The sequence below is a fragment of the Bradyrhizobium algeriense genome (assembly GCF_036924595.1).
Taxonomy (GTDB): domain Bacteria; phylum Pseudomonadota; class Alphaproteobacteria; order Rhizobiales; family Xanthobacteraceae; genus Bradyrhizobium; species Bradyrhizobium algeriense.
On the sequence record NZ_JAZHRV010000001.1, the window covers coordinates 4,150,824 to 4,172,983 of the forward strand.

A 22,160-nucleotide genomic window follows, 5' to 3' on the forward strand; every position below is an offset into this window, starting at 1 on the left:
CATGGACATTCTCGTACCGGACCCGTCGCCTGCGACTGTTGCCGCTCACCCGATCGATACCCTCCGCGCCGCATCCGCCATCCCGGAAGCGCTGGCCCAAAGGCTGGCGGCCGAGCACTACGGCCTGATCGCCGCCGTGCACCGGCTCGACAGTGAGCGCGACCAGAACTTTCGGCTGCGCTCGCTGAGCGGCCGCGAGTATGTCCTGAAGATTGCGAACCCTGCGGAAGACCGCGCGGTGACCAACCTGCAGACGGAGGCGCTGCTCCACCTCGCTGCCGCCGACCCCGGCCTGCCGATCCCGCGCATCTTTCCGGCGCGGAACGGCATGACGGAGCTTGATGTTGCCTTCGACGACGGCTCGAGCCGGGTCGTGCGCCTGTTGTCGTATCTGGCGGGAACCCCGATGCATGCGGCCGCGGGGTCGACGGTGCTGCGGCGCGATCTCGGTCGCTGCGCCGCAAGGCTCGCACGGGGTCTTTCCGATTTCAGCCACAGCGCCGCCAATCACAAACTGCTCTGGGACCTTCAGCATGCCGCCGAACTCCGGCCGCTGATCGACGCCGTCCCTGGCGAGCGGCGCAGCCTGGTCGAGGACGTTCTCGGCGGCTTCGAGACCTGCGCGCTGCCGATGCTTCCGCAATTGCCGAACCAGCCCGTCCATAACGACCTCAACCCGCACAACGTCGTCGTCGACCCCGAAACCCATGCCGTCGTTGCCGGGATCATCGATTTCGGCGACCTCACCTGCACGGCGCGGGTCAACGACCTTGCGATCACGGCGGCATATCAGGTTGCCGATGACGACGATCCCCTTGCACCGGCTTGCGAGATGATCGCGGCCTACCATGCCATGCTGCCGCTCGAACCGGCCGAATTCAGCGTGCTGTTCGACCTGATCGCCACGCGCATGACCATGACGATCGTGATCAGCAGTTGGCGAGCCGCCCGTTATCCTGCTAACCGGAACTACATTCTGCGCAACAATGCCGCGGCCTGGGCGCGGCTGCGGCGCATGGCGACACTGTCGCGAGACCAGGCCACACTTCAAATCCAACGCGCATGCCATGTGGGGTAGAGAGATGTCCGCCGCCGATGAGGCCGTTTCGGCACAAGACCTGATCGCGCGGCGAAACCGGCTGCTGGGCCCGGCGTATCGCCTGTTCTACGAGCAGCCGGTGCAGTTCGTCCGCGGCGAAGGCGTATGGCTCCATGACGCTGCCGGACATCGTTATCTGGACGCCTACAACAACGTTGCATCCGTCGGGCACTGTCACCCGCATGTCGTGCAGGCGATCGCACGGCAGGCCGCTCTGCTCAACACCCATACGCGCTACCTGCATGAGACCGTGCTCGACTTCGCGGAAAAACTGCTCGCCACGTTTCCGGCCGAGATCGGTCACGTGATGTTCACCTGCACCGGCAGCGAGGCCAACGACCTCGCTTTGCGGGTGGCGCGAACCTGCACCGGCCGCACCGGCTTCATCGTCACCGCAAACGCCTATCACGGCGTCACCAGCGCGCTGGCTGAGCTGTCTCCCTCGCTCGGACTTCCGCTTCCGGAAGGAAGCCACGTGCGCCTCGTGCCGGCGCCCTCCTCGGCCGCCGATGCCGGTGATGTCTTTGCGCATCACGTTCGAGCCGCATTGGACGACATGAAGAAGAGCGGCATCCGTCCGGCCGCGCTTCTGGTCGATACCATTTTTTCCAGTGACGGCGTGTTCGCAGACCCGCCCGGCTTTCTGCGACCGGCGGTCGAAGCCGTGCGGGCAGAAGGCGCGCTATTCATCGCCGACGAGGTGCAACCCGGCTTCGGCCGTTGCGGCGGACATATGTGGGGCTTTGCCCGCCACGGTCTCGTCCCCGATCTCGTCACCATGGGCAAGCCGATGGGCAACGGCCATCCGGTTGCCGGGATGGCAGCGCGCCCTGAGCTGCTGGCAGAGTTTGGCCGGCGGTCGCGCTACTTCAACACCTTCGGCGGCAACCCGGTTTCCGCCGCCGCCGGCATTGCGGTGCTCGACGTGATCGAATCCGAAGGATTGATGCAGAACGCGCAACACACCGGTGGCTACCTGGTCAAATTGCTCGGGCAGCTACGGGCGCAACATCCATTGATCACGGAAATCCGCGGTGCCGGGCTATTCGTCGGCGTCGAACTCCGACTCGGTGGACAAACGGGAACGCCAGCCACGGCGGAGGCCGCGCGTGTCGTGAACCTCCTGCGTGAACGGCGCGTGCTGATCAGTTCCGCCGGACCGCACGGCAACGTGCTCAAGATCCGTCCACCGCTGGTGTTCGGCACCGAGCATGCCGACCTGCTTGTCGAGACGCTCGACCAGACGCTGGCGGAAGCAACTATGATGTCGGGGGAGTAAAGGGCGCGCGCTTTTACGCGCCGGCGGCCGGCAGGCTAGCGGCGGCGATGGCGACGATCTGGGCCAGCCGGCGCCCGATCCGGGACGGGGCGCTGCGCAGAAATGAACGAACCTGTCGCATCTGACATCTTCCATGGGCGCCGGTGGAACGGGGGCGCATAGGGAAAATGGTCTCAAGCCGCCAACTAGTCGAGACGTCAGGGAAAATAGCAATGTGCGCTTCGTCCGGAGGCTGATCGGCAGTGGAATTATTGCCCCGGTCGACCCGCCGGCGACAAAATTCTTCCCCCCGGATTTTGGCTCATAGCCCGGTGCTCACCGTGCTTGAACGGGCTGCGGCGCGCCGAGAAATCGCCGCAACGACGCCAGGACTTCATCGAGCCGGTCATGATGAAGCCAGTGTCCGGCGCCCGCGATCTTCTGCAGTTCAGCTTGCTTAAAATGCGCGAGCAGGCCGGCGGCCTCGGGATCGGGCAGAAAGCTTTCATCGCCCCACATCAGCAGGGTTGGACAGGTAATGCGCGACCACAAGGCGACATATTCGTCCGATGACAGCCGATACGGCGCCCTCGCCCGCTGATAATGGTCGAACTTCCAGCGATAGAGACCGTCGGAGCCCTGGCGAACGCCGTGCCGGGCAAGATGAAGCGCCAGCGCTGGTGTCAGCCTTTTGTTGCGAGCCGAAAGCCGCCGCGCCGCCTCGTCGATCGTCCGGAACGCGCTCGGTTGATACGCCGAGATACGGTCGAGCTGGTCGATCCAGCGCGACATCTGCTCGGCGATCGGCGCGGGCTGCGAGCCCGACAGGAAGGCGCCATCCAGCACGACAAGGCGCGATACCCTCTCCGGATAGGTCCCGGCATAGGCCAGCGCGACCATGCCGCCCATCGAGTGGCCGACAATTGCGGCATCCTGCAGCGCCGCAAAACGCATCAGCCGGGTGAGGTCATAGACATTGTCGGTCAGGCTGTAGCTGCTTCCTTTCGCCCAATCGGAATCGCCGTGGCCGCGCAGATCCGGCGCGATGATATGGAAATGAGGTTGTAATTCGCGCGCGATCGCATCCCAGTTGCGGCAATGATCGAGCCCGCCATGGACCAGGATCAGGGGCGGCGCTGTCTCGTTACCCCAGTCGACATAGTGCAACCGCAGCCCCTGGGACTCATAAAAGCGGTCTGCCGGCTCGGCCATCGTGGGATCGTCTCTCGTGGAGGTGATGGCCTATTTCGGCACAAATCCGAACGCGCGCTCGAAGCGCTTGACGTAATCGGGCCACACCTCGGGATTGACGATGCGCGGCGGCCGCTTGCCATCCAGCGCATCGAGAATCTGCTCGGCAGCGATCTTGCCCATGTTCATGCGCGCTTCCTTGGTGACGCCTGCCGTATGCGGGCTCGCCAGCACATTGTCGAACTGCAGCAGCGGATGCTCCGGCGGCGGCGGCTCCTTGTCCCAGACGTCGAGGCCTGCGCCCGCAATCCGCTTGTCGCGCAACGCCTCGTACAGCGCTTCCTCATCGTGAATGAAGCCGCGCGCCGTGGTGATGAAAAAGGCGTGCGGCTGCATCAGCGCGAATTCGCGGGCGCCGATCATGCGGCGATTGTCCTTGGTCAGCGGACAGGAAATCGAGACGAAATCCGAGCGGCGCATCAGATCGTGAAGCTCGACCTTCTCGCCGCCCCGCGCGGCGATTTCTTCCGCGGTCAGAAAGGGATCGTAGGCGATCACCTTCATATGCAGCAGGCCATTGCACAGCTCCGCGATGCGGCGGCCGACATTGCCGATGCCGACGATGCCGATGGTCTTGCCCTGCGCCTCGTTGCCGATCAGCGCGTTGCGATTGACGTTGGCCTCTCGGCGCAGCGCGCGGTCGGACTCGAGAATGCGCTTGGACAGCGTCAGCAGCATGCCGAGCGCATGCTCGGCGACCGAATTGGCGTTGCCGCCGGATTGATTGACGACGAGCACCCCCGCCGCCGTGCAGGCATCGACGTCGACGGGGTCGAAGCCAGCGCCGTTCGAGGACACGATCAGGAGGTTCGGCGCCCGCTTCAGCAAATCCCGACCGACATGGAAATGTTTTGCGATCTCGTCGCGCGCCGCTCCGACCTGATAGGCATGCGCCGCCGCCAAAATTGGCGCTGCAATCGTATCGGGGCTTTCGTTTTCCAGCCGGTCCAGCCGCACGTCGGCGCGCGCTTTCAGGATGTCGATGTAGATCTCGTGAGCGAGATATTTGACGTAGAACACGCGCTTGTTGTTGACGGTCATTTTTCTTGGCAACTTTCAGTTCGAAGAGCGTAGGGCTTGACTGGTTTGGCGGGAGGGCCGCTGGCGGCCATGGTCAGGTAACAAGTCTCAGTGGAAGCGCCCGCAGCGCAACAGCCGCGCTGGCAGCATTTCGGATATATCCAGCCATTGCCCCTCCCGGCATCTCTTCTTGCTTATCTCATATCGTCGCATACCCGATGTAGGGGCGCGCGGCGCAGAGCAGGATACGATCGGAACATGTTGACAATCTCGCCGATGGCGTCAAGTTTCGCCGCTCCAAGAATGAAAGCCGACGAATAATCGGCGCGGATGAGGGAGACCAAAATGGCGGTTGTGGAGGAAAAAACCTCGCCCGAAACCTCTGAGAAGAGCTGGCATGGCATCGTGCTGCAAAGCCTCAAGCGCAACGATATCCGCCTGGTCCCCTACGTACCCGACCGCGTCCTGACCACGCTGATCAGGAGCCTGCACGCCGATCCCTTTTTCACGACCTTCCCCACCGCGCGCGAGGAGGAAGCGGTCGGCATCGTCTCCGGCGCCTGGATGGGCGGCATGCGCGGCGCCGTGCTGATGCAGACGTCCGGGTTTGCCACGCTCGCGAACGTGCTGGCGTCGCTGGCGATCCCCTATCAGATCCCGCTGATCATGTTCGTGTCCGAGCGCGGCACGCTCGGCGAGTTCAATTACGGCCAGTCGCTGGTGTGCCGCACCATGCGCCCCGTGCTGGATTCGCTCGCGATGGAGCACCACACCGCTACACGTCTCGACGAGTTCGAATTCATCGTCGACCGCTCGATCAAACAGGCCATCACCACGCAGGCGCCGGTGGCGCTGATCCTCTCGCCGCTTCTGACCGGCGGCAAGGTCTTCGACAAGTGAGCGATCCCATGAACAGCGACACCTCCGCCCGCAATACCAAGGTCATGAACCGCTTCGATCTCACCTCGCGGCTGATCGCGAAGTTGAAGAACGAGGAAGCCGTGATCGGCGGCATCGGCAACACCAATTTCGACCTGTGGGCCGCCGGCCACCGGCCGCAGAATTTCTACATGCTCGGCAGCATGGGCCTCGCCTTCCCGATCGCGCTCGGCGTAGCGCTGGCGCAGCCGGATCGGCGCATATTTGCCCTCGAGGGCGACGGCTCGCTGTTGATGCAACTGGGTTCGCTCTCGACCATTGCGACGTTGGCGCCGAAAAACCTCACCATGGTGGTGATGGACAATGGCATCTATCAGATCACCGGCGCGCAACCGACGCCAGGCGCCACTGTTGCCGACATCGTCGCCATCGCCACCGCGAGCGGGCTCACCCACTCCAGCTGGGCGGCGGATGAAGACGATTTCGAGCGGCTGATCGAACAATCCATGTCGGCCGCAGGCCCGACGCTGATCGGCGTGCGCATCGACGACAAGCCGGGCACAGGCACCACCCGCCGCGATCCCGTGCAGATCCGGGAACGCTTCATGCACGGTATGGGCGTACGGGAGCCGCTCTGAGGCGAATTAACCACAGGCATCGCCAATTCGCATGCGCGGGAATATCCGGCACATAATTCGTGCTATGCGGTCCCGATGACGATCATCCTTCGATTATTCGCCTGGGGCCTTGCCGCAGCCATCGCGTTCGCCACCCTCGGGCCGGCGGAACAGCGGCCCCATTCAAACCTGGGACAAAACGGAGAGCACGCGCTTGCCTTCGTGCTGCTGGGACTGGCTTTCGGACTGGCCTACACGCGCGCTCCATCGCGCACGGCCGCCCTCGTCATCGCCTTCACAGGTCTGATCGAAGTGCTGCAGTTCCTGGCGCCCGGCCGGCACGCACGCCTGGAAGATTTTGTGGTCGACGCGCTGGCGGCATCGCTCGGCCTTGTGGCTGCTGCGGCTCTCGACTGGACGATCAGGCGAACCCAGCGATCGTTGCCGTAGCCCCCGTCGCAAAAAATCCTCGCGGGACAACGCCCCGCGAGGATTAATCCTGGAAACGCGGTCTTCGTTAGTCGAGGATCCTGACGACCCTGCGCGTGCGCGGCTCCACGATCACACGGCGATCATTGACGACCGCATAGCGGTATTCAGTGTGCCGCGGCACCGTACGCAGTGCGACGGTCGGCGGCAGCGGCTGACCCACCACCACTTCCTCACGAACCACGACAGAACGATCGCGCGGGATCGACGTGATCACGGCGTTCGGAATTTCAACGGCTGCACCGACCGCAGCGCCCACGGTACCACCGACGATGGCGCCGACCGGACCAGCGGCTTCACCACCCCTCGCGGCGCCCTCCGCCGCACCTTGGGCGGTGGTCGACTGAGCAAAAGCTGCGCCAGGCGCCAGCAGCGCGGCGGCAATCAGTGAAACAGCCAAACGATTATTCATCGCATTCCTCCAGCGAAATTGACGATGCGTCTCAACCACTGGAAGCGTGAGAAGGTTCCGGATCCAATACGGCAGCAAAAAGAGCCGCGCCGAAATTTCGACGCGGTTCCAGTCACAGGGGAGTTCCAGTCCTAAAGGATTCAGCCTTTTGCGACCTGATGGTTCGCCATCATCTCCAGTGCACGCACCATGCCCGAATGGTCCCACGCCTTGCCGCCATGGGCGGTACAGGAACTGAACAATTGCTGAGCCACCGCCGTGCTGGGCAAGGAAATGCCGAGCGCACGCGCGCCCTCCAGCGCCAGATTGAGATCCTTCTGGTGCAGTTCGATACGGAAGCCCGGTTCAAAATTGCGCTTCACCATGCGCTCGCCATGCACTTCGAGAATCCGCGACGACGCAAAGCCGCCCATCAGCGCCTGCCGCACCAGCGCCGGATCCGCGCCGGCCTTCGACGCGAACAGCAGCGCCTCGCCGACCGCCTCGATCGTCAGCGCGACGATGATCTGGTTGGCGACCTTGGTCGTCTGCCCGTCGCCATTGCCGCCGACGAGGGTGACGTTCTTGCCCATCTTGTCGAACACCGGCTTCATGGTGTTGAACGCGCGCTCCGGCCCTCCCACCATGATGGTCAGGCTCGCCGCCTTGGCGCCGACCTCGCCGCCCGAAACCGGTGCATCGAGATAATCGGCGCCGAGCGCCTCTATTTTCTTTGCAAACTCCTTGGTGGCCAGCGGCGAGATCGAACTCATGTCGACGACGATCTGCCCCTTGGAGAGCCCGGCCGCGACGCCGTCCTGCCCGAACAACACCGCTTCCACATGCGGCGTATCCGGCACCATGATGATGACGGCGTCGGCCCTCTCGGCGACTTCCTTGCCGGACTTGCAGACCAGACCGCCGGCCGCGACCAGATCCGGCGCAATCGGCCCTACATCGTGCAGAAGCAGGCGGTGGCCGGCGGCCTGGAGATGGCCTGCCATCGGGCGCCCCATGGTGCCGAGGCCGATAAAGCCGATATCGATCATTTCAAACTCCCCTTTGTCTTTTCTTGTTTCTTGTTCAAGTGTCGGCCGTCAGCGCGGCGTGCCAACCGAGGCCCTCGACTGTCGTCGTCCTCGGCTTGTATTCGCACCCGACCCAGCCGCGATAACCAATAGCGTCGAGGTGGCGGAACAGGAAAGGATAGTTGATCTCGCCGGTGCCCGGCTCATTGCGGCCGGGATTATCAGCGAGCTGGACATGGGCGATGCGGGCCAGGTGCTTTTGCAAGGTGCGCGCAATGTCGCCCTCCATCACCTGCATGTGGTAGATGTCGTACTGCACGAACAGATTGCTCGAACGTACGTCCGCAATGAGCTGAAGCGCCTGCTCGGTCCGGTTCAGAAAGAAGCCGGGGATGTCGATCGTGTTGATCGGCTCGATCAGAAGCTTGATCCCTTCCCTCGCGAGCGCATCCGCTGCGAAACGCAGATTCCCCACCAGCACCTCGTTCAAATCGATCCTGTCCACACCGTCAGGCGCAATACCGACCAGGCAGTTGAGCTGACGGCAATCGAGCGCCTTGGCGTAATCGATGGCGCGCGCGACACCATCGCGAAACTCCTCGACCCTGTCGGGCAGGATCGCGATGCCCCGCTCGCCCGCCGCCCAGTTGCCCGCGGGAAGATTGTGCAGCACTTGCGTCAGCCCGTGCTGGTGCAACTGCTCGCGCAGCTCGGCCTTGTCGAAATCATACGGGAATAGATATTCCACCCCGCCGAAGCCTGCAGCCTTGGCGGCGGCAAAGCGATCGAGGAACGGCAACTCGCCGAACAGCATGGTGAGATTGGCGGCAAATTTTGGCACGATCTACTCTCCTCGATTTATGCCGGCAGCAGCTTGCCGGATTGCGGCGCGCTCGACTTGGCCGGTGTGTCGTCCAGCGGTAGATCGAGCACCTCCTCGAATTCGACGATGTTGTCGATCTCGGTGCCCATCGAGATGTTGGTGACGCGTTCGAGAATAAACTCGACGACAACAGGCACCTTGAACTCCGCCATCCATTCCCGAGCGGTCGCGAACGCCGCCTGCGCATGGTTCGGGTCGGTGACGCGGATCGCCTTGCAGCCCAGCCCCTCGGCCACCGCGACGTGGTCCACGCCATAGACCCCGAGCTCGGGCGCGTTAATGTTCTCGAAGGAAAGCTGGACATGGTAGTCCATGTCGAAGCCGCGCTGCGCCTGGCGGATCAATCCGAGATAGGAGTTGTTCACGACGACGTGGATGTAAGGCAACTTGAACTGCGCGCCGACCGCCAGCTCCTCGATCAGGAACTGGAAATCGTAATCCCCCGACAGCGCGACGATGTTGCGGCTTGGATCGGCCGCGCGCACGCCAAGCGCCGCCGGCAGCGTCCAGCCGAGCGGACCGGCCTGCCCCGCATTGATCCAGTTGCGCGGGCCGTAGACGCCCAGGAACTGCGCGCCGGCGATCTGCGACAGGCCGATCACGCTGACGTAGCAGGTGTCGCGCCCGAACGCCTTGCTCATCTCTTCATAGACGCGCTGCGGCTTGATCGGCATGTCGTCGAAATGGCTCTTGCGCAGCATCGTGCGCTTGCGGTCCTGGCACGCCGCCGGCCACGCCTGCCTCTCCCGCAGCTTGCCGGCCTTCCGCCACTCCTTGGCAACCGCGACGAACAATTCCAGCGCCGCCTTGGCGTCGGACACGATGCCGAAATCGGGATTGAAGACGCGCCCGATCTGCGTCGGCTCGATATCGACATGCACGAACGTCCGACCCTTGGTGTAGGTCTCGATCGAACCGGTGTGCCGGTTGGCCCAGCGGTTGCCGATCCCAAGCACGAAGTCGGATTGCAGCATGGTGGCGTTGCCGTAGCGGTGGCTGGTCTGCAGGCCGACCATGCCCGCCATCAGCACGTGATCATCGGGAATGGCGCCCCACCCCATCAGCGTCGGTACCACCGGAACATTGACGGTCTCGGCGAACGCCACCAGCAACTCCGATGCGTCGGCATTGATGACGCCGCCGCCCGCGACGATCAGCGGCCGCTCCGCCGCGTTGAGCATCTCGAGCGCCTTTTCGATCTGCTTGCGCGTCGCCGCGGGCTTGTAGACCGGCAGCGGCTCATAGGTCTCGTCGTCGAATTCGATTTCCGCAAGCTGCACGTCGAGCGGCAGGTCGATCAGGACCGGGCCCGGGCGCCCGGAGCGCATGATATGAAACGCCTGGCTGAACACGCGCGGCACCAGCGCCGGCTCGCGCACGGTGACCGCCCATTTCGTCACGGGTTTCGCGATGGATTCGATGTCGATGGCCTGAAAGTCTTCCTTGTAGAGCCGTGCGCGCGGCGCCTGCCCGGTGATACAGAGGATCGGAATGGAGTCCGCGATCGCCGAATAGAGTCCGGTGATCATGTCGGTGCCGGCCGGCCCCGATGTGCCGATGCAGACGCCGATATTGCCCGCCTCGGCACGGGTATAGCCCTCGGCCATGTGGGAGGCGCCCTCGACATGGCGCGCCAGGATGTGCCCGATCGAACCGCGCTTCTTCAGCGCGGAATACAACGGATTGATCGCAGCTCCGGGAACTCCGAAGGCGATGGTCACGCCCTCCTTTTCCAGGATCCGTACGGCCGCATCGATCGCTCGCATCTTCGCCATTTCGCGCCTCGCTCAAGGGGTGTGGCTCTGGCAGCGATCTTCGCGACAGCGACACGCGATCTCAACGCGGGTGATTTTATTTCCCGCGGAGTGGAAGGGATCGACGAAAGTTACGATAAATCAATTGGTTATTGCCATCACAAGATGGAAACGCCGCGCATCGAAGGTTTCGTTGTACAGACGAGCTATGGTTTGCTTCGCAACAATACATGCTAACGTTGCATCAGGGTCGGTTGAAGAAATTGCGAATGTTTTGGTTTGGAAGTCGTGCAGTGGTCCGTTCATACGCGGACAAAAGGTTGTGGCGTTCGCATCGCTGGCGTTCCCACCAAACGGCCCCCCTCGGGCAACTGGCCTTCGCACTGTCGGCATGCTTGACCATCCTGGCTGGAACGGGGGAGCTCGCCCGGGCGGAGGATCCGCTGTCAGCCAAAATCCTTTCGGCCTGCCGCGTTCCACCGCGCGCAGCGTACGGGGAAATCCGAAAGCCATCGCCCGAAAGCAAGAAAGGCTACCCTTTCATCCTGGCTGCAACCCGCTTCAAGTTCACGGGCGATTACGACCGCGCCATCGAACAGATTGATCAGGCCATCAAAGCCGATCCAGCAAATCCGCGTTTCTATAGCGAGCGAGGCATCGCCCGCGGGGCCAACCACCAGTTCAGGGAAGCCGTTGAGGACCTCGATCATGCAATAAGCCTCGATCCCGGCTCCTCCGTCGCCTTCCTCGAACGAGGGGTGCTCTACGCGGGCATGAGCGAATTCGGCCATGCCATTGAAGATTACGACGAAGCCATCAAGCTCTTTCCCGCCAACGCCCGTGGCTACCTGCTCCGCGGTATTGTCTATCGCGACAAACGCGAATACGACCGGGCAATCGAGGATTTCGACCAGTCGATCAAACTGGATCCCCTCTGCCCGTCCGGCTTCAATGCACGAGGCTTCACCTACGATCTGAAAGGCCAGCGTGATCGCGCCACGGCAGACTACGACCGGGCGATTGAACTTGATTCGGATCCCGGGAATGCCTTCGCTTTCTTGCGTCGGGCCACCTCCTTCCAGGCAAAACGTGATTATGACCGCGCCATCCAGGACCTTGGACAAGCGTTGAAACTCGAACCCAGAAATGCCCGCGCACTAAACCACCGCTGTTTCATCCGCGCAATCGCCGGCGCATTCGACAGCGCCCTCGCCGATTGCAATGAGGCATTACTGATACGACCCCGCGATCCCAGCCTTCTCGATAGCCGCGCACTCGCCTATCTCAGGAAAGGATCGCTCGGCGACTCGCTCGCCGACTATGATAAAGTGCTTCATATCAACGCGCGAAGACCCCTCTCGCTGTATGGACGCGGGCTCGTCAAACGACGGAAGGGTGACATTGCGGAAAGCGAGGTCGATATCGCGACAGCCCTGGCCATCCTTCCGGCCGTGGCAGACTACATGACGCAATACGGTATCAAGTGACGGCTTTCGTCCACGCCAACCCCACCTTGCTCCACGCCAGCACCTTGACATGACCCCTTCCGCTATCGCGATCTGAGCTGCTATAATGGCCCTTCGGGAGGGGGGCGAGCATGAAGCGCCGCGGGTTCATTTGTGTTCTCGGTAGTGTCGCTTCGGGATTTTGGCCCCGCCGCCGCACCATCATCGTCACGATGGCCGCAATGGTGCTTCTGCCGATCGAGGTCAGCGATGCCGGCTGGCTGTCGGATATCTTCAAAGGCTCGTCAAAGCAGGCCAAATCGCCAAGACAAGCCAAATCGCCAAAGCACGTCACCTCACGCAAGCCTGCCGCTTTGGCTAGGCGTGCCGTCTCGCCAAAGCCCCGCAACGTAAAGCTTGCCGCCCTGGGGCCGGTCGGCTTGCCCCCTGCCGCTTTGAAACCGGTCGCGACCCGTTGCGATCCCGCAAAATTCCGGATCGTTCTGGACGTGGGACATACCGCCGAATCGGAAGGCGCGATCAGCGCCCGCAACGTCTCCGAGTTTGCCTTCAATCTGCGCCTTGCGAGGCAGATTGAGGAGAAGTTGAAGGCCGAAGGTTTTGCCGAGACCAGATTGCTTCTGACCGAGGGCAAGGCCAGGCGCAGCCTGGTCAAACGCGTCGCCGCCGCCAACAATCTGGCCGCGGATCTCTTCCTGTCGATCCACCATGACTCCGTGCCCAACAAGTTCCTCGAGGACTGGGAGTTCGAGGGAAAGAAAAGCCGTTTCAGCGACCGCTTCAGCGGATATTCCGTCTTCGTCTCCCGCAGGAATCCGGACTTCAAGACAAGCTTCGCCTTCGCCGAACTGATCGGCAAGGAAATGAAGGCCCAGGGCCTTGAGTATGCCAAGCAATACACGCAAGCCATCATGGGTCGCTACCAGCGTCCGCTGCTGAACAAGGAAACCGGCGTCTACCGCTACGATGAGCTCATCGTGCTGAGAAACACGCAGATGGCTGCCGCCCTGCTGGAGGCGGGCTCGATCATCAACCGGGACGAAGAGCTCAAGATGAGTTCGCCTGAACGCCGGGACATCATCAGCAGCGGCGTCACAGCGGCGGTGAAGGAATTCTGCGAGCCGCGATGGGGCATCCTCGGTCCGCTCTGATGGCGGGGTGGCGGCCCGCCTCGCATCCGAACCCGGCCTGCCGGCTTCAACCTTTTGACCGCGCCTTGATCTTGTCGAATTCGGCAAGCGCTCGTTCAAACTTGTCGTTGAAGAGCCACATCGCATCGAGAATTTCGCGGAAGGTTGCAGATGTTTTGGCTCTGTCAGCCTGTCCAAAGGTGAAAACGCTGTTGTTTCGCAGGTATCCCATGATTGTCGGGTCAGAAATTCTATAGTTGAGCAGGTTGCTTGACTTGAGTGCGGACTTCGTTGGACTCGGAATAATCTGGATCAGTTCGAACAGCTTCATCTGATCGATCGGATCCGGTAGTGTTTTCACGATCGACGGGACTTGCGGGAAAATATCCGCGTGCGCGTTCATCAGGCCATCGCGCACAGCGGTCCAGTGGTTGTACCGGTGATCCAGATTGCCGACCCGTGCCTCTTCCTTGTCGTCGCGAAGGCTGAGTGCAGGATCAAGGGCTGCTATCGACTTTTTTATCGCCGCCCATTTCTTTCGCCCATTTTGATCTTCGGGTATGCCTGTTTGCAGACTTCCCTTGTATTTATTCGAGCGCGCATTCCCGATGTTTTGATTGCCATTTGTCTCGGCAAAGAACAGCCCCAGGCTGGTGCGTCCTGCCGCTTCGGCATTGGCCGCATCAAGGCCCCTGACTCGCGCAATGGCCGTGCCCAGATCGACAACGTCCTTGAATGGGGTATCTGAGTTTTGCGCGTTGACGGGCGGCGCCTGCATCAGGTCGAAAAGTCTCCTGTACTCGTCGAGCAGCGGTTCATTGTCGGCGCTAAAATATGCCGGAGGGATTCCATATTTATTGGGCCCGCCAATTTTGGACGGAAGCGCGTCGGTGAGGTCTTTGTACGCGCTCATCATGTTGTTGCGTGCAAGGTAGAGCGCCTGTCCCGGCAGGTTCGGTAGCGGTTGCCTGGAATTGATCTGCGTGCGCCGCTGGCCCAGGATCGCCTCAAAGTGGTTTCGTGAATTATTGTATGTATCGAGCGCCTCCGATTGCTTTTTCGTGAGTGCGGCCGGCTCGCCCATTGCAGGCGACATCAAGCCGAGATTGCCGATGACGGCCGCGACCAGCGACGCGACCGCGCAGAGTCCGAGAGCAAGCGCTGCCGTGGGCGCAGCGGTATGGCTTTTTATCCCCATGGCGATTTTCCATGCCCAAATTTCATCGGATACGACTCATTGGATCGTAAACAACGAACGCGCGGCTTGGCGAGGCCAAAGCTCCAGTCCGATCCAATGTCCATTCCCCGGCATTTTCCGGACTGCACGCTATCCACTTCGCCCGAAAACGCGATAGCCTTCCTCTGGGGTGCGCCAAGGCACTCCCTTGAAACGAAAGGCCGGCGAAAGATCATGGGTTTCTTCGAGCGACTGAAGACAGCGGCATCCGCCGAGTGGCGGGCCTATACCGAGCACCCCTTCACGGAGGGGCTGGCAGACGGTTCGCTTACCGAGGCGGCGTTTCGTCACTACCTCGTCCAGGATTACCTGTTCCTCATCGAGTTTGCCCGCGCCTACGCGCTCGCCGTCTACAAGTCGCCCACGCTCGCCGACATGCGCGAAGCGGCGTCCGGCCTCTCGGCCATTCTCGACGTCGAGATGAACCTGCACGTAAAACTCTGCGCCGGCTGGGGCCTGTCGGCCGCCGACCTTGAACAAGCCCCTCCGGCGGTCGAGATGCTGGCCTATACCCGCTACGTGCTCGACGCGGGAATGCGCGGCGATCTGCTGGCGCTCAAGGTGGCGCTCGCTCCTTGCGTGATCGGCTACGCCGAGATCGCGACGCGGCTTGCCGCGCGGCCCAATGCGCTCGCTGCAACAAACCCGTATAGCGTCTGGATCGCCGAGTATGCTGGGGGCCCCTATCAGGAAGTCGCGGCAAAAGCTCGGGCGCATCTCGAAGGTCTCGCCGATCTCTACGCCACGCCGGCCCGCGAGGCAGAGCTGATCGCGATCTTCAGGGAAGCCACAAGGCTCGAAGCCGACTTCTGGGAAATGGGATGGCGCGTGGGCAAGCGCTGAAGCGTCACTGACCGGCGCCGGGTCAGAAAGCTTTGGAAATATCGTTGCCCCGCAACGGCGCAAACCAGCTCAGTTCATCCGCAGTTCCGTGATGTGCCGCGGATCCGGGCTCAGCTCACCGCGCTCCACGCGCTTGACGATATCAGTCAGCGCAGCATTTGCGGCGCAGGAAATGCCGATCTTCTCGCCCTCGCGCACCACAAGGCCGTTGAGGAATTCGATCTCCGTGCGCCGGCCCTTCTGCATGTCCTGCCCCATCGAGGGGCGCTGCTGCGAGGAAGTCAGTTTGCCGTCCTTGAACCTCCGCTCGTCGCAGACGCGCATCGCCGCTTCGTCGCCCTCGCCGGCACGGGCGATCGTGTCGGGCGCAAGATGCAAAATCTCTTCCAGTTGATAGCCCTGCGCCTGGCCAACGCGGATCGCTTCGCTGCCGAGCCGCGTGGAGAAACGGCGAAGCGGCTCGCTTTGCAGAATTTCTGCGCCCGGCAGGCCGGTGCAGGCGGAGAGCCCATTGCCCATGACGTTGGCGACCAGTTTCGACCAGCGCTCGCCCCAGAGATTGTCCGTCACCTTGGCGCTGTCGGAGTAGCCGACCAGGCGGCAGACTTCCTCCGCCCGCGGCGTGATGCGGCCGTGGACTTCGCCGGCGCGAAACACCGTATGCGCCGCCCCGCCCTTGCCGGCGCCCCGGTGGATGTGGCCGGGCTCCGGCAGGTTCACTGTGATGCTGCTGGCGATGCAGCCCAGCGTCTTGCCCCAGCCGACGATCCCGGCAATCGTCTCCTCGTTCATGCAGTTCTGCAGCGACACGACATAGCCGTCCGGCGCCAGATATTGCCGGATCAGCATGGTGGCCCAGGCGGTGTCGTAGGATTTCATGCAGACGAAGGCGATTTCGACCGGCTTCTCCTTGGCGAGCTGCTGCGCGTCGGTGACGTGGAGCGCGCGCACGGGCACCGAGAATTCCCCAACATCCATGGCGTGGGTGACGCGCAGCCCGTGCTTCCTCATGTGTTCGACATGCTCGGGCCAGGGATCGAGGAACGTAACGTCCTCCCCCGCCTGCGCCATATGGGCGCCGGCATACCCGCCGACGGCGCCTGCTCCGACGATCGCGATTTTCCGGCCCATGATTCCCCCCTGCATTTTCTTGCGACGGCGGATGCAACCGCGCCCGCTCATCCGTTGCAGGACAGTCTAGCGGATCGAGAGGCCCTGCCAACCCGCCACCAAAATTCGGTCATTCCCAAGAGGTGAGCTTCTGACCCAATTCGGACTTGGGTTCAGGTAAGTAGCGACCTGCAATCGAGATCATCGACGGCAAGCATGATGCGTTCAAGACCATTCCACCAGATCACGGCGGGGATATTGTTTACAGCTTGCCACACGGGCGTCGTAATTTGCCAAAGCACCGACAATCGATAATCGGCTTCGAGCACATGTCGATCGTAGCCCTGGATCCCGTGAGCAACCAGCGTCTCGTGGTATTCGTCGAGAAGTGAACGTTCCATCGCTTGTCGACGGTCAGGATACCAGTGCATCGCGATCATGTAGGCAAGGTCCCGCGATGCGACATCGAGGCGCCAGCTGTCCCAGTCGAACAGTCGAGCATCGTCGGACTGATGGTCTCGCGGCAAAAACGTATTCCAAACATGCGCGTCGCCTTGGGTGATCGTAAAGTTTCGATGTGAGTGATAGCGCTGAAGCAGACGAGGTGCAGAGCCGAGCAATTGTTCATAGAGCCGGCGCCGCTCGCGTGACAGTAGGTCACCCGCGCGATCAGCAAAACGTTGGAAGTCGCTCGCGACAAGTTGCATCTGCCGATCCATGGCCTCGGGATCGAGCCACGTCCCTACGGAGACACCGAGTCGCGGGCTGTCCCACCAAGAAGCATGGAGGCGAGCGTGCGCTCGAACGATTGCTCCACATTGCTGCCTTGTGGGCGGCAGCGGCCACTGGGTCGGAACGGCGTGCGTTTCTGTGAGGTCCTCAAGGAGGAGATGCCACGCGCTCGTCTCTGCATCGTGATACGCCTCGAAACAGCGAGGCACTATGTTGGTCACCATCAGTGGCGCAATCTGATCATAAAACGCGACCTCCTGACGGCCGGCATGCAGCACATCTCCGACGCGATCAGGGTGACAAGTCTTGAAGATGAGGGAGCGCGGGGCGTCGTCGGTCGGTGCACTGTACGTCAAGCGTACCCGAATGATCCGAGAGAGGATGGTATCGCGGGAGCTTTCGACCGTGACATCGCTGACGTGAGCCTCGCCAAGCACGCTAGTTCGGCGGAGTGCCGCGGTGAGACGCTCAGCCCGGATCGCTTCTGGAATCGGTTGCGTCATTGCGCTCTCCTAAATTCGGCGAAGCTAGCCCTTTTTAGGTCATCTGCGCAACTGGCGGTTGAGCACGTTCGTTCGCAGTGATCGGCAGCAGTCGGCCAGGATGACCGCTAGTGGACATGGCCAACTCGCCTAATGTCCACTTTCCACAAAAGCGGGGCCCGTGCCATGCCGCTAATCATTGATGGCTTGTGGTTGCGCTCGCTGCGGTCGGGGCTCAGACAGCCTTCGGTTACTCACCTCCCGCAGGTTTTCGAGCGGTTTTCGTCTTCGGAAGTGATTCGGCGGTGGACTTGATCCGAATTCGCATCGATCCACCCTTGGGCTGATCGATCTCGAAAGAGTTTGTCTTTCGCACGAGGTCGCTCAGCTTGCGGGCGCCGAAGGTCCTCGAATCGAAATCGGGAGCCAGGTTGGTAATCCGTGTTCCGACTTCCCCAAGATCGACCCACCCGTCTTCGCTTTCCATCTGGGCGATCACCTTCTTGATGATAGAGGTGGCTTCATCAGGGGATTGGAGCGGATTCGACTTCGAGGCGGCATCCTGGGTGTTCGCCGTGCCGCCAAGCAGGTTCTCGGTATAGAAGAATCTTCGGCAGGCCTGCCTGAAGCTTTCCGGCGTCTTCTGCGCGCCGAACCCAAACACATCGACGCCGTGCTCCCGGATGCGGGCGGCAAGCCGCGTAAAATCGCTGTCTGATGACACCAGGCAAAATCCGTCGAACCGGCCGCTGTGAAGCAGGTCCATTGCGTCAATGACCAGGGTTATGTCGGACGCATTCTTTCCAGTCGTATAGGCGAACTGCTGCTGGGGTATGATGGCATGCTTCGACAGAATGTCGGCCCAGCCCTTGGACCTTGCATTGGAGAAGTCGCCGTAGATGCGGCGGACGCTGGCCTCGCCGATCTTGGCAATCTCCTCGAACAATCCGTCCGCGATCTTTGCGGACGCATTGTCAGCGTCGATCAGAACGGCGAGACGGGGCGAGCGGAGTTCGGAAGGCATGACTTTCCCCAAAAAGGAAATGGAAACCTGGAAGACGGCGAGGCCGCCCGCAGGCCGTTGAGCCCGAGGACGTCGCCCCCTCGAAGCCGCTGCATGAACGAGCGATAGCTGGATAATACCGGTGCCCGGGCTCTCGCCACCAGACCTAAATTTCTCTCAGCGGGCACGAGTGGCCGCAAACGCGGCTCAGGCCGTTTTCGCCGCCGGCATCACGCCCCCAAGCGCAACCGTCAGCTCCGCCGCGACGTCGCGCACGATTTTTCCGAGTTCGGGCACACGCTCTTCGGTGACGCGGGAGGTCATGCCGGAGACGGAAATCGCCGCCAGCGGCTCGCTGCAGTCGCTGTAGACGACGGCGGCAACACAGCGCAGCCCCATGCGCGCCTCCTCATCGTCGACCGCATAGCCACGACGTCGGATCACCTCGAGCTCCCTGAACAGCTCGCCCGGCCGCACGATCGACTTCTCCGTCAGGCGCGGCATGCCCTGGCGGCAAATGATCGCGTTGACGTCAGCATCGGAATAGGTGGCGAGCACGGCCTTGCCGACGCCGGAGGCGACCATCGCGACGCGGCCGCCCACCTTGGTCAGCGAGCGCATGATCTCGCGGCTCTCCATGCGGGTCAGGACGATGATGGATTCGTCGTCGACTACGGCGAGATTGGCGGTTTCACGGGTCAGGTCGCGCAGTTTGCGCAAATAAGGCATCGCCTGCGCCGTGAAATTGCGGCGGCGGGTGAAGGTCGCGCCCACCGCAAAGCTCTGCGCGCCGACATGCCATTTCAATTCGGTGCGGTCGAACTGGACGAAGCGGCGCTTCTCCAGCGTCGCCAGCAGGCGGTGCACGGTCGAGGTCGACAACCCCGTGCGAACCGCGAGATCAGTCAGCCGATAGCCCTCGTCGTCTTCGGCCAGCACTTCGATGATGGAGAGCGCGCGGTCGACCGACTGGACGCCGCCATCCCGGGAATCGGCATCATTGTCGGCGCCGGATTTCGGCTCGACCGGTTTGCGCCGGATCACGTTTCGCTTCATCGCGACCTGCATCCATCAATCAGTCAGAGTGCTAGCGCGTGATTAGCCGGTTCTCCCTCTCCCCGTTCTTCACGGGGAGAGGGTCGGGGTGAGGGGCTGCCTCCGCGAATTCGCAAGACGTGAATACGCTGAGACTCCCCTCACCCACCCGTCGTTAGAGCAGGCCCGCGCCGCGCGCCCACTTGTACTTGGCGCCGAGCACCTCGACCGGCAGTTCGGTCGAATAGGCATAGGCCGGGATGCCGTTCTGGTAGAGATATTCGGCGGCCTCCTCGACCTCGACGTCGCCGGCGAGCGAGGCGACGATTGGCTTCACAAAACCCTTCGCCTCCATCTCCTTCTTCACCTCGACCATGTTGCGCGCGAACACCATCGGTGGCGTCACGATCGTGTGCCAGTAGCCGAGGATCAGCGAATGGATCCGCTCGTCCGACAGGCCGAGCTTCACGGTGTTGACGTAGGTGATCGGCGGCTCGCCGCCAGTGATATCCACAGGATTTCCGGCCGCGCCGAACGGCGGGATGAATTTGCGGAACGCGGCGTCAAGATCCGGCGGCATCGTCATCAGCGACAGGCCGTTATCCACAACCGAGTCCGACAGCAGTACGCCCGAACCGCCGGCACCGGTGATGATCAGGATGTTCTCGCCCTTCGGCGTCGGCAACACAGGCACGCCGCGCGCGAATTCGAGCAATTGCCTTAAAGACCGAGCGCGGATCACGCCGGACTGGGCGAACACGTCCTCGTAGATCTTGTCGTTGCCGGCGAGCGCGCCGGTATGCGACGAGGCCGCCTTTGCACCGGCCGACGTGCGGCCCGCCTTCAGCACCACCACCGGCTTCTTCTTGGAGACGCGCTTGGCGGCCTCCGCGAAGGCGCGGCCGTCCTTCAGGTCTTCGCAGTGCTGCGCGATGATCGCGGTGTTCGGATCCTGCTCGAAGAAGGCGAGCAGATCGTCCTCGTCGATGTCGGACTTGTTGCCGAGGCCGACGATCGCGGAGACGCCCATCTTGGCCGAGCGCGAGAAGCCGATGATCGCCATGCCGATGCCGCCGGACTGCGACGACAGCGCCGCCGAACCCTTGACGTCGTAGGCGGTGCAGAACGTGGCGCAGAGATTGGCCGGCGTATAATAGAAGCCGTAGATGTTCGGCCCCATCAGGCGGATGTTGTACTTCTTGCCGACTTCGACGATCTCGGCCTGCAATTCAGGCGCGCCCGCTTCGGCAAAGCCCGACGGAATCAGAACGGCGCCTGGAATTTTCTTCTCGCCGCATTCGGCCAGCGCACCGGCAACGAACTTCGCGGGGATCGCAAACACCGCCGTGTCGATCACGCCGGGGACGTCCTTGACGCTCTTGTAGGCCTTGTAGCCCAGGATCTCCGCCGCCTTCGGGTGGATCGGATAGATCTCGCCCTTGTAGCCGCCGTTGATCAGGTTCTTCATCACGGAGTTGCCGATCTTGCCGTCTTCGGCGGAGGCGCCGATCACGGCAACGCCCTTCGGCTGCATGATGCGGTTCATCGCCGTGACGATTTCTTCGGTCGGGCGCGGCGCCGGGCGCGGCTTGTAGTCGAAGTCGACGACGATGCGCACGTCGGCGGCAATCGCGTCCTTCTTGGTGGCGAACACCGGGTTGAGATCGAGTTCGACGATTTCGGGGAAGTCGCTGACGAGCTGCGACACTTTGACAATGACATCAGCCAGCGCCTCGCGAGAGACCGGATCGCCGCCGCGCACGCCCTTGAGCATGTCATGGGCTTGGATGCCGTCGAGCATCGACAGCGCATCGTCCCTGGTCGCGGGCGCGAGACGGAAGGTGATGTCCTTCAGCACTTCGACCAGCACGCCGCCGAGGCCGAACGCCACCAGCTTGCCGAACGAACCATCGGTGATGGAGCCGACGATGACCTCGGTGCCGCCGGCCAGCATCTGCTGGACCTGGATGCCCTCGATCTTGGCGTCAGCCTTATACTTCTTGGCATTGGCGAGGATGGTCTCGTAGGTCTTTTCCGCATCCGCCGCGGTGTTGACGCCGACCACGACGCCGCCGGCTTCGGTCTTGTGGAGAATGTCCGGCGAGACGATCTTCATCACCACCGGGAAACCCATGCCCGTTGCGAGCTTGGCGGCCTCGGCGGCAGACTTGGCCACGCCTTCCTTCGGAACCGGGATGCCGTAGGCGTCGCACACCAGCTTGCCTTCCGGCGCGGTGAGGCTGGTGCGCTTGTCGGATTTCACCGCATCGAGCACCCGGCGGACAGCCTGGTGGGCGCTGGGCTCGGCGATCTTGCGGGCCGCATCTGCAGAATTTGACATTGGCTTCCTCCTGGGGCTAATTTTATGGCATTTGGTATGCCAGAGATCCGATTGTCAAGACAAACTATCGCGCAGAAACAGCGAAAACACGGGCATCTTGACATACTGGTAT

20 protein-coding genes are annotated in these 22,160 nt (G+C 62.3%); 8 read left to right on the top strand and 12 right to left on the bottom strand.

Annotated elements, in window-relative coordinates; translation table 11 throughout:
- Position 1: 1 nt before the first annotated feature.
- Both V1286_RS20295 and V1286_RS20300 read left to right on the top strand, forming a co-directional pair.
- Positions 2-1,078, top strand: coding sequence for a phosphotransferase (locus V1286_RS20295; protein WP_334482022.1), 1,077 nt, complete (start codon positions 2-4; stop codon positions 1,076-1,078).
- Positions 1,079-1,082: 4 nt separating this feature from the next.
- Positions 1,083-2,378, top strand: coding sequence for an aspartate aminotransferase family protein (locus V1286_RS20300; RefSeq protein WP_334482023.1), 1,296 nt, complete (start codon positions 1,083-1,085; stop codon positions 2,376-2,378).
- 315 nt (positions 2,379-2,693) lie between these two features.
- On the opposite strand, the gene V1286_RS20305 is transcribed toward V1286_RS20300, so the two are convergent.
- Positions 2,694-3,569, bottom strand: a complete 876-nt coding sequence (locus V1286_RS20305) for an alpha/beta fold hydrolase (protein WP_334482025.1) — start codon at positions 3,567-3,569, stop codon at positions 2,694-2,696.
- A gap of 30 nt (positions 3,570-3,599) precedes the next feature.
- Positions 3,600-4,649 carry a hydroxyacid dehydrogenase gene (locus tag V1286_RS20310; RefSeq protein WP_334482027.1) on the bottom strand — a complete coding sequence of 350 codons (1,050 nt, stop codon included), beginning with the start codon at positions 4,647-4,649 and terminating at the stop codon, positions 3,600-3,602.
- Between the two features lie 324 nt (positions 4,650-4,973).
- Here V1286_RS20310 and V1286_RS20315 point away from each other — a divergent pair, with 324 nt between their 5' ends.
- The 3 genes from V1286_RS20315 to V1286_RS20325 all read left to right on the top strand — a co-directional run bounded on the left by V1286_RS20315 (position 4,974) and on the right by V1286_RS20325 (position 6,574).
- On the top strand, positions 4,974-5,528 hold the full coding sequence (locus V1286_RS20315; RefSeq protein ID WP_334482028.1) for a decarboxylase: 555 nt from the start codon (positions 4,974-4,976) through the stop codon (positions 5,526-5,528).
- Between the two features lie 8 nt (positions 5,529-5,536).
- Positions 5,537-6,145: a thiamine pyrophosphate-dependent enzyme gene (locus V1286_RS20320; RefSeq protein WP_334482030.1), complete on the top strand. Its 609-nt coding sequence runs from the start codon at positions 5,537-5,539 to the stop codon at positions 6,143-6,145.
- Positions 6,146-6,220: 75 nt separating this feature from the next.
- Positions 6,221-6,574, top strand: a complete 354-nt coding sequence (locus V1286_RS20325) for a VanZ family protein (protein WP_334482032.1) — start codon at positions 6,221-6,223, stop codon at positions 6,572-6,574.
- Positions 6,575-6,641: 67 nt separating this feature from the next.
- On the opposite strand, the gene V1286_RS20330 is transcribed toward V1286_RS20325, so the two are convergent.
- The 4 genes from V1286_RS20330 to gcl all read right to left on the bottom strand — a co-directional run bounded on the left by V1286_RS20330 (position 6,642) and on the right by gcl (position 10,690).
- Entirely contained in the window at positions 6,642-7,025 is a 384-nt protein-coding gene (locus V1286_RS20330; RefSeq protein WP_334482034.1) for a DUF1236 domain-containing protein, read from the bottom strand.
- 140 nt (positions 7,026-7,165) lie between these two features.
- The gene (locus tag V1286_RS20335) at positions 7,166-8,053 is read right to left on the bottom strand and encodes a 2-hydroxy-3-oxopropionate reductase (protein ID WP_334482036.1); all 888 of its coding nucleotides are present in this window, start codon (positions 8,051-8,053) and stop codon (positions 7,166-7,168) included.
- Positions 8,054-8,087: 34 nt separating this feature from the next.
- Complete coding sequence (gene hyi, locus V1286_RS20340) at positions 8,088-8,873, bottom strand: hydroxypyruvate isomerase (RefSeq protein WP_334482038.1); 786 nt, start codon at positions 8,871-8,873, stop codon at positions 8,088-8,090.
- A 17-nt stretch (positions 8,874-8,890) separates the two neighbouring features.
- Positions 8,891-10,690: a glyoxylate carboligase gene (gene gcl, locus V1286_RS20345; RefSeq protein ID WP_334482039.1), complete on the bottom strand. Its 1,800-nt coding sequence runs from the start codon at positions 10,688-10,690 to the stop codon at positions 8,891-8,893.
- A 374-nt stretch (positions 10,691-11,064) separates the two neighbouring features.
- Between gcl and V1286_RS20350 the strand changes: the two genes are divergently transcribed.
- Both V1286_RS20350 and V1286_RS20355 read left to right on the top strand, forming a co-directional pair.
- A complete protein-coding gene (locus tag V1286_RS20350) occupies positions 11,065-12,156 on the top strand; it encodes a tetratricopeptide repeat protein (protein WP_334482041.1) in 1,092 nt (363 codons plus the stop codon).
- A 110-nt stretch (positions 12,157-12,266) separates the two neighbouring features.
- Positions 12,267-13,286, top strand: coding sequence for an N-acetylmuramoyl-L-alanine amidase family protein (locus tag V1286_RS20355; protein WP_334482043.1), 1,020 nt, complete (start codon positions 12,267-12,269; stop codon positions 13,284-13,286).
- A 46-nt stretch (positions 13,287-13,332) separates the two neighbouring features.
- On the opposite strand, the gene V1286_RS20360 is transcribed toward V1286_RS20355, so the two are convergent.
- Complete coding sequence (locus V1286_RS20360; protein WP_334482045.1) at positions 13,333-14,463, bottom strand: hypothetical protein; 1,131 nt, start codon at positions 14,461-14,463, stop codon at positions 13,333-13,335.
- Between the two features lie 213 nt (positions 14,464-14,676).
- Between V1286_RS20360 and tenA the strand changes: the two genes are divergently transcribed.
- A complete protein-coding gene (tenA, locus tag V1286_RS20365) occupies positions 14,677-15,345 on the top strand; it encodes a thiaminase II (RefSeq protein WP_334482047.1) in 669 nt (222 codons plus the stop codon).
- A gap of 69 nt (positions 15,346-15,414) precedes the next feature.
- On the opposite strand, the gene V1286_RS20370 is transcribed toward tenA, so the two are convergent.
- The 5 genes from V1286_RS20370 to V1286_RS20390 form a co-directional block, all read right to left on the bottom strand.
- Positions 15,415-16,476: a ketopantoate reductase family protein gene (locus V1286_RS20370; RefSeq protein WP_334482049.1), complete on the bottom strand. Its 1,062-nt coding sequence runs from the start codon at positions 16,474-16,476 to the stop codon at positions 15,415-15,417.
- A gap of 152 nt (positions 16,477-16,628) precedes the next feature.
- On the bottom strand, positions 16,629-17,690 hold the full coding sequence (locus tag V1286_RS20375) for a protein kinase family protein (RefSeq protein WP_334482051.1): 1,062 nt from the start codon (positions 17,688-17,690) through the stop codon (positions 16,629-16,631).
- A 229-nt stretch (positions 17,691-17,919) separates the two neighbouring features.
- Positions 17,920-18,693, bottom strand: a complete 774-nt coding sequence (locus tag V1286_RS20380) for an NYN domain-containing protein (protein WP_334482053.1) — start codon at positions 18,691-18,693, stop codon at positions 17,920-17,922.
- A 186-nt stretch (positions 18,694-18,879) separates the two neighbouring features.
- Complete coding sequence (locus tag V1286_RS20385) at positions 18,880-19,728, bottom strand: IclR family transcriptional regulator (RefSeq protein ID WP_334482055.1); 849 nt, start codon at positions 19,726-19,728, stop codon at positions 18,880-18,882.
- A 154-nt stretch (positions 19,729-19,882) separates the two neighbouring features.
- Positions 19,883-22,048, bottom strand: a complete 2,166-nt coding sequence (locus V1286_RS20390) for an acetate--CoA ligase family protein (RefSeq protein ID WP_334482057.1) — start codon at positions 22,046-22,048, stop codon at positions 19,883-19,885.
- Between the last annotated feature and the right edge of the window lie 112 nt (positions 22,049-22,160).

Bases quoted from the DNA above. Each gene is read 5' to 3' on its own strand.
- V1286_RS20295 (WP_334482022.1), top strand. From the start codon at position 2: ATGGACATTCTCGTACCGGACCCGTCGCCTGCGACTGTTGCCGCTCAC.
- V1286_RS20300 (WP_334482023.1), top strand. From the start codon at position 1,083: ATGTCCGCCGCCGATGAGGCCGTTTCGGCACAAGACCTGATCGCGCGG.
- V1286_RS20305 (WP_334482025.1), bottom strand. From the start codon at position 3,569: ATGGCCGAGCCGGCAGACCGCTTTTATGAGTCCCAGGGGCTGCGGTTG.
- V1286_RS20310 (WP_334482027.1), bottom strand. From the start codon at position 4,649: ATGACCGTCAACAACAAGCGCGTGTTCTACGTCAAATATCTCGCTCAC.
- V1286_RS20315 (WP_334482028.1), top strand. From the start codon at position 4,974: ATGGCGGTTGTGGAGGAAAAAACCTCGCCCGAAACCTCTGAGAAGAGC.
- V1286_RS20320 (WP_334482030.1), top strand. From the start codon at position 5,537: ATGAACAGCGACACCTCCGCCCGCAATACCAAGGTCATGAACCGCTTC.
- V1286_RS20325 (WP_334482032.1), top strand. From the start codon at position 6,221: ATGACGATCATCCTTCGATTATTCGCCTGGGGCCTTGCCGCAGCCATC.
- V1286_RS20330 (WP_334482034.1), bottom strand. From the start codon at position 7,025: ATGAATAATCGTTTGGCTGTTTCACTGATTGCCGCCGCGCTGCTGGCG.
- V1286_RS20335 (WP_334482036.1), bottom strand. From the start codon at position 8,053: ATGATCGATATCGGCTTTATCGGCCTCGGCACCATGGGGCGCCCGATG.
- gcl (WP_334482039.1), bottom strand. From the start codon at position 10,690: ATGGCGAAGATGCGAGCGATCGATGCGGCCGTACGGATCCTGGAAAAG.
- V1286_RS20355 (WP_334482043.1), top strand. From the start codon at position 12,267: ATGAAGCGCCGCGGGTTCATTTGTGTTCTCGGTAGTGTCGCTTCGGGA.
- V1286_RS20360 (WP_334482045.1), bottom strand. From the start codon at position 14,463: ATGGGGATAAAAAGCCATACCGCTGCGCCCACGGCAGCGCTTGCTCTC.
- tenA (WP_334482047.1), top strand. From the start codon at position 14,677: ATGGGTTTCTTCGAGCGACTGAAGACAGCGGCATCCGCCGAGTGGCGG.
- V1286_RS20370 (WP_334482049.1), bottom strand. From the start codon at position 16,476: ATGGGCCGGAAAATCGCGATCGTCGGAGCAGGCGCCGTCGGCGGGTAT.
- V1286_RS20375 (WP_334482051.1), bottom strand. From the start codon at position 17,690: ATGACGCAACCGATTCCAGAAGCGATCCGGGCTGAGCGTCTCACCGCG.
- V1286_RS20380 (WP_334482053.1), bottom strand. From the start codon at position 18,693: ATGCCTTCCGAACTCCGCTCGCCCCGTCTCGCCGTTCTGATCGACGCT.
- V1286_RS20385 (WP_334482055.1), bottom strand. From the start codon at position 19,728: ATGAAGCGAAACGTGATCCGGCGCAAACCGGTCGAGCCGAAATCCGGC.
- V1286_RS20390 (WP_334482057.1), bottom strand. From the start codon at position 22,048: ATGTCAAATTCTGCAGATGCGGCCCGCAAGATCGCCGAGCCCAGCGCC.